Raw genomic sequence first — 6,189 nt, forward strand, 5'->3', positions numbered from 1 at the left:
CATGATAAGTTTCCTGAACACGGGGGATATTTCCAGTCAGCAGTCCCCGCAATGGTAGAACCAAACCTTTGATTTTGTCATAGACTGCGGGTAATAGAGTTTGCACCTCCATCATTGAAGAGTCAAAATCCTTAGAACTAACCCTGATAAATTCCACAGGTTGTATTTGCCTGGAAGCTTCATCAACAATACCACCTGCCTTCATCTCAATCATATCTTTGGCTTGAGGTAGGGAGTTGATATTGGCACGAATTCGTTTAGACGCTAGTGCCTCCCTTCTATCACGTCGAAACGTAGAACCATTGACTCTTGGCAGGGCATTACCAGCAGCATCTCTACCCGCACAATTAGCTCTAAGTTTACAGCCGTTGCAGATGGGATTAAGACTGGCTTCTGCGGATGTTTCTTTTTTATATCCTTTATTTGCCAGAGCATTAAATAAATGTGTTAAAGGACAAGTTCCCTCAACATTGGTTTCTTCCCCTAATTGTGGCCAGTGGACCTGGGGATTGCCTAACGGTGTGAGTTTGAAAGCATCTGCTACTAATCCATCGTGACGGACTGTTAAATCAGTCCAGTTTTCAATAGTTGCTACAGTGGGGTTACGGTGTTCATTGCTGAGGTAGAAGAGCATATTGACCCCAAACTGTTCTGGCATAAATTCCCCCACCGTGTGAGATTTACCAGCACCAGCGTGTGATAAATCTAAGATGAATTTATGACCTGATTTGATTGCATTTACATAAGTGTGAGTCCGTTGATTTGAGGTAAACCAGATATCAACGTCGAGGTTGTTATTGGCGACAAGTATAGTTGGTTCTACTTGGCAAACTATATTACCTATCAACCTTTGGGCTTTATTAGTGACAGTAATTAAGGTTTGGATAAATTCTTGAAAGTCTCTCTTTATACCGTGTTTAGCAAGCCATTCTTGTTTGCTGATTATGGGATCTGTGATGCTGGAGTGTAGGTTTTTATTAAATTCCTGATCTTGGTAATTACTATTAAAAATATTCCGTTCAACTGTGGGAAATCTAAACCCATATTGTTTGGCAATGTAAAATAGCGTACCAATAGAAATACCAGAACCCCTACGAAAACTCTTAATTTTATCTCGAATATTCCAACTTGTTCCCTTAATTGAAGGACTCCACTGTTCTCCTATAATTTCCGCATCTACAGCACCATAATGAGAAGTTAGTGCCATTAATACATTTAGGCACTCATTGTAGTTGTTGCTGCCAGGACTACGTGTGGGAATATAAGTTAATGCTTGTTGAATTAGTTGATCTATATCCCAGTTGTTAGCTTCTGCCCGTTCTTGAAATTGTAGCCGACGGATTGTAATTTCTGCTATCCGTTTTTCGTACTCGATTTTTTCTTGAAAAGCAGTGGTGACAGCTTTATCTATCCAAGATTGGGGTAATCTAACATGAGGTTGAATTAACGGAAATGTGGCTTGGCTATTGCCATAAAACACCCGTGAAGCATCTTTACAGGCAGGGTCATGGGGTAGATGCTTCATTAAGTAGCGTGTTAATACTTCTACTGTTTCTGCACCTTGAACATATTCAGGTAATACGAATACTAAACGGAATTTGTCCCAGCCGGGTTGATGGCTGGCTGTGGTGTAGATTAACGCGCAATATTGTTTGATGAACGGATGTTCTATTGCTTCGTCTAAATTTAGCTGATGTTGATAGATTTTCTTGGCTTGTCTACCATCTGATTTTTCAATCACATTACCATTAATATCTACCCAGGCTTTATTAATTTTGATTGGTATACCATTTTCATCTAATGGATTACCATTTGCATCTTTCCAAGTTGCGGCGTTGTCAATATCTAGTAACAACCACTGAGAACCAATCACATGAGATTTACTCCGCCATTGACCACCAAGTAAACCAGCACATAAGGCGTGTCCTTCTTCTACGTGCCTAGCTACATCCCAAATAGTACCTGTTCTGTCTTGGAAGTTGGCTGCTAGTTTGCGAAAATCCCAGTTTTTATCTTTACCAGTGGGGTTAAATGCGAATTTGATTCTGTCATGCTGGATAGGCTCTGGTTGTAATCGTGGTGTAAATGGAGTTTGTTGAATGATTGGTTGTTGTGGTTCTAGCTGTTGTTCGATCTTGCTACTAAATTCAAAAAGAGACTCTTGTGCAGGGAAAGGAGGCACAACGGGATATTCAAACGGCGATTGTACTCCACTTGCATATAAGCCACTTAAATAAGTGCTGGGTTGTGGCCTCTGTTCCACTTTGCTCCACGTTAGTGGGGAAGGAGACATTCCCCCTGCTCCCGTTCGGCTTACGCTCACGGCAAAAGCCTGTTCTCTTTCCCCCTGCTGCTTCTGTTGAACGTGGGGTTGTTGTGATTCTGATGAGTTGTGAAATTGCTGTTGAACCGTTGCTTGTTGCGGTTCTGATTGGTTATTAAATTGTTGTTGAGCGTTTGGTTGTTGTGCTTCTGATGCGTTGTGACATTGCTGTTCCGGCTCTAACTCGTTGTTAAATTGTTGTTGAGCGTTTTGATTTTGTGCTTCTGATGCGTTGTGAAATTGTTGTTGAGACATGATAGCCAATCCTCCAGTAAGTGTGATGGAGGAATTGGAGCAATCCCATGTTAGTAATCTTTTACACACATACCCAGGAAGATAAGAAGATAAAATTCCTGAAATGTTGCTTTATTAGGACTTACGCAGGGGGTACAAACAATATGGGTTTGACATTGTTTTCCCGCGATAGCAATGATCAACAGAGGTTAATCTTGCCTAAGTTCTAATTTATTTGTAAAATCAGTGTTCTTCTGCTTTTACATCTCAACTTTTTGAGATAGGATTACTAACAGGGATATAAAAATTAGGCTTGTCAACCCAATACCCCTGCTCCAATTCCAATGCTTCAATTCCAGTGAATGAATGATGGAATGTATTTTGAAAACCTTCTTGTCTCGTCGAGACGTGGGGTTTTCGCATTTTAATCTACTATTCGTACTTGGCTAACCAAGTTTTGACAAACTCAGTTACTTCCTCCTCTTGAATAACGAAGGCAGTGCCTTTTCTTCGCAGTGCTAGAAGTTTCATGCTTCCCATTTCTGAATAAAGATGCGGCTTGTGATCTGCATCCGCCTTGGTAGGAGGCCATAAGACTAAAACTTTTGCTGTCGGTGTTTTTGTTACCTCTTTCGAGGTCATACCGAATAAAGCTCTATTTTTAGTAAGCCATCTTTCATAATCCGATAGTTCAACCAGCGGACAGGGTCTCCAAGTAGTTAAACCACTCTTCTTTTTTTGTTTTACTTGGAGGATTTCCCTGCTTTCGTTGTAAACAACCTCTCTATCTCCTCGTGAACGAATGGAGATAAACAGGTGAGTTTTGCGTGGAAACCTGATAAACAAGTCAATAGGGTTCTTATCCTCAATCTGAAGGACTGGAAAGACTTGTATTCCCTCGCTTTTAAACTCCTTTAAAAGTACACTGGTTAATTTTTCCAACCGCGCAATTTTGTCCACCCTAATCAACGGCTTGTAAGCCAAGCCAAAAAGTAACCAGCCAGACGGGCTGATTGTCCCTGTAGCAATTGCTGAGTCATTAGCTGCTAGAGCAACAGTGGAATCAACGTTTTTTGCTTCCCTAAGTCCCTCTAAAGCCGCTTCATTGTGCGGCGGTAGCTGAAAATCGGTAGTTGGGTCTTTCACTGTCAACATTGCGACATCAAAAGTTAGTGGTTTGAAAATAGCACTTCCTTTAAAATCCTAATGCCTAATTTGGCATTTTGAACCAATGGTTATCCAATGATTATTAAAAGGAATACGCTTAAACGATAAACTATACCCTAAATAGGGATTAAACGTGACGAATTATATCTCACGCTTGCTCCCAGGATTTTTGAGTTCCTTCTTGATTATAAGCGCCTAAAAAGATTGTATACCATAGTCGAGTATCTGTTCGCAGTCCCATTGAGTACCTAACCAAAAAATATCTAGGATTTTCTACTGGTGGTTGTGGTTCACAGGGAGTTGCAATAAATGACCCTGCATACACTTAAAGTTCCCAATCTAGAGTTTGTGTAAATTGGTGCTTTTTCATTGGTTGTTTTCTGTCAGTTAACAGTTTATTCCAACCAGCTTGACCAGGAGATACCTTTTTGGCTTGGGGTAGTTCAGCTAATATGTCAGATATCAAGTCCTCAACTTCCTCATGATCTTTAAAAGCGATGACCACTGTATCAAGGGACTGTAAAAATTCTAAAGGTATTTGTTCGTGGCTACTTACACTCCAATACAAAGTTGATTGCCGTTGTTTTTTGTCAACAGTTGATTCTAAGGCAATAACAGACAGAACTTCGATGGGGTCACTCAGTAACACCGCTCTTGTGACTGTGGTATCCGTAGCAATCCAAAAACTACCGTTTTTTGTTGCTTCAGAGTTGAGAGGAATAGCAGTAAAATAACCAGTTGGTTCTAGCTGTTTGGCAAGAGTGGAAACATCATCGAGTGTGCGTTCTACAAATACTGGTTGACCTGTTTGATTAGGATATAGCCAACCCTTTTGATACAGTTCATTGAGCAAAGGAATCGGTAAATTGTACTGCTGGTGTAAGTTTTGGCGGACTTGTTCCCAGTTTGCGGGTTCTGGTGTAGGCAAATAATTTGTCTGTGTTACTGCTGCTGTAGCATTTTCAATAGGCTGCTCTATCAGCTTTTGGAGCAGTTCAATATCCTCTTTTGCTTGTGTTGTTGAGTCGTCAACAGATTGCTCGATTTGAATGTCGTTGTCATCCAGTAGTGAAGAAACTGTCAATGTGTTATTTTCAACATTTCGTTCCATCAGTTTCTGGATGCGTTTATCATCCCGCTTGGGAATATAACTTACATCCCGATACTTTTGTAAACCTGGAAAAGTGTATGCTTTACCCAAATGTGTACCGCTAAAAGCCACACCATCAAGTTTGTAACTAATGCCTTTAATCTTGCCTGTACGACTATAGCCGATGCAGATACTAATACCGTCTTTCTGCGCTTTCTTTATCAATTCTGGCATAGTTGGGTGGTCATAGGTTGCTTTATCAAGCGATCGCTGAAGTTTGACTCTAACGCTTTCTTCTCCAGTTCTAGCAAGTTGTCTGCGTTCACCAGTAGTTGGACTGTGTTGATCTTTTTCCCAGCTAGGCTGTACTGATTGTAAATTGTATTCTTTCTCTAATTTGCGAATCACAGCTTCACTTCTGGGGTTGTCCCAACTATCAGAAACTGTAATGCCATTTAATTGAATGCGACTGGCAGCAATATGGGCATGATCATGAGTTCTGTCAATATGCCGGACTACAACATATTGATTCATCTCAAAACCCATTTCTTGTAGATACTTTTGGGCGATTTCATGCCAAGTATCATCATCTAAACTTTCGTCGTGAGGCAAGCTGAGAGAAGCGTGATAAACAGCCCTACTCACCTTCGGGTTTAATCTCCGAGATATACCAAATTCAGCCGCTAATTCCCGTGGGTTTGTTCCTTCCATATTTCCACCGATTTGTCTTGCTCCCTCTTTACCAAAAAGGTAGTTTAGTAGTCCCCGGAAACTTGTACCTTTGACGTGCTTGCCAATCATATTAATTTCCTATCAGGTTTTCTTTATACTCAGTCGTCTAGGGAACTCCAGAAAATAAAATATACAGTTTCTGTGATCAACACAACTGTTCCTTCTCTGCCTCCTTGTTATCAAAACAATGGGATATTTTTTATTTGGAAATCTGACAGCGGTGCTGAATTTACGCTTCATCTTGTATATCAGTAACTAAATCAATTTCAGCAATCTCTCGCCGCACTTGTCTTACCAAATTTCTGACCTGTTCCAACAATCCTCGATCAACAACCACTGGCTCACCCATGAGTACCGATGTATTGATAGCTTTAGCGATTTGGTTCAGGTTATTACCGATTTTCCCCAACTCCCAATAAGTTTGACCTGCCACTTTGGTGACACGCCGGGGCAATCTATTTTTGATAGTTTTGGCACGGAATAACTCTGCCATCGTTAAGCTATTTTCTGCTGCCATTTGTCGCACCTGTTCTTTCTCTTGCGATGTGAGGCAGATTAGAAACTTTATATTGCGACGTTTTTTAGGCATGGCTGAATTTATTACAAATATTATGTTGTAATGTTGCATCTCTAGTTTGAAATG

4 protein-coding genes are annotated in these 6,189 nt (G+C 40.7%); all 4 read right to left on the bottom strand.

The genetic code is table 11. The features are described 5' to 3' along the window. The coding region (locus FJR05_RS06970; protein WP_174783614.1) for a PriCT-2 domain-containing protein at nt 1-2,578 on the bottom strand (2,578 nt) is incomplete at its 3' end. A 411-nt stretch (nt 2,579-2,989) separates the two neighbouring features. After that, nucleotides 2,990-3,712, bottom strand: coding sequence for a hypothetical protein (locus FJR05_RS06975; protein WP_168643446.1), 723 nt, complete (start codon nt 3,710-3,712; stop codon nt 2,990-2,992). Nucleotides 3,713-4,049: 337 nt separating this feature from the next. Continuing rightward, entirely contained in the window at nt 4,050-5,615 is a 1,566-nt protein-coding gene (locus FJR05_RS06980; RefSeq protein ID WP_168643447.1) for a relaxase/mobilization nuclease domain-containing protein, read from the bottom strand. Between the two features lie 160 nt (nt 5,616-5,775). Further along, the coding region (gene mobC / locus FJR05_RS06985; protein ID WP_254446787.1) for a plasmid mobilization relaxosome protein MobC at nt 5,776-6,189 on the bottom strand (414 nt) is incomplete at its 5' end.

This window comes from Dolichospermum sp. UHCC 0259 (assembly GCF_009711935.1).
Lineage (GTDB): Bacteria > Cyanobacteriota > Cyanobacteriia > Cyanobacteriales > Nostocaceae > Dolichospermum.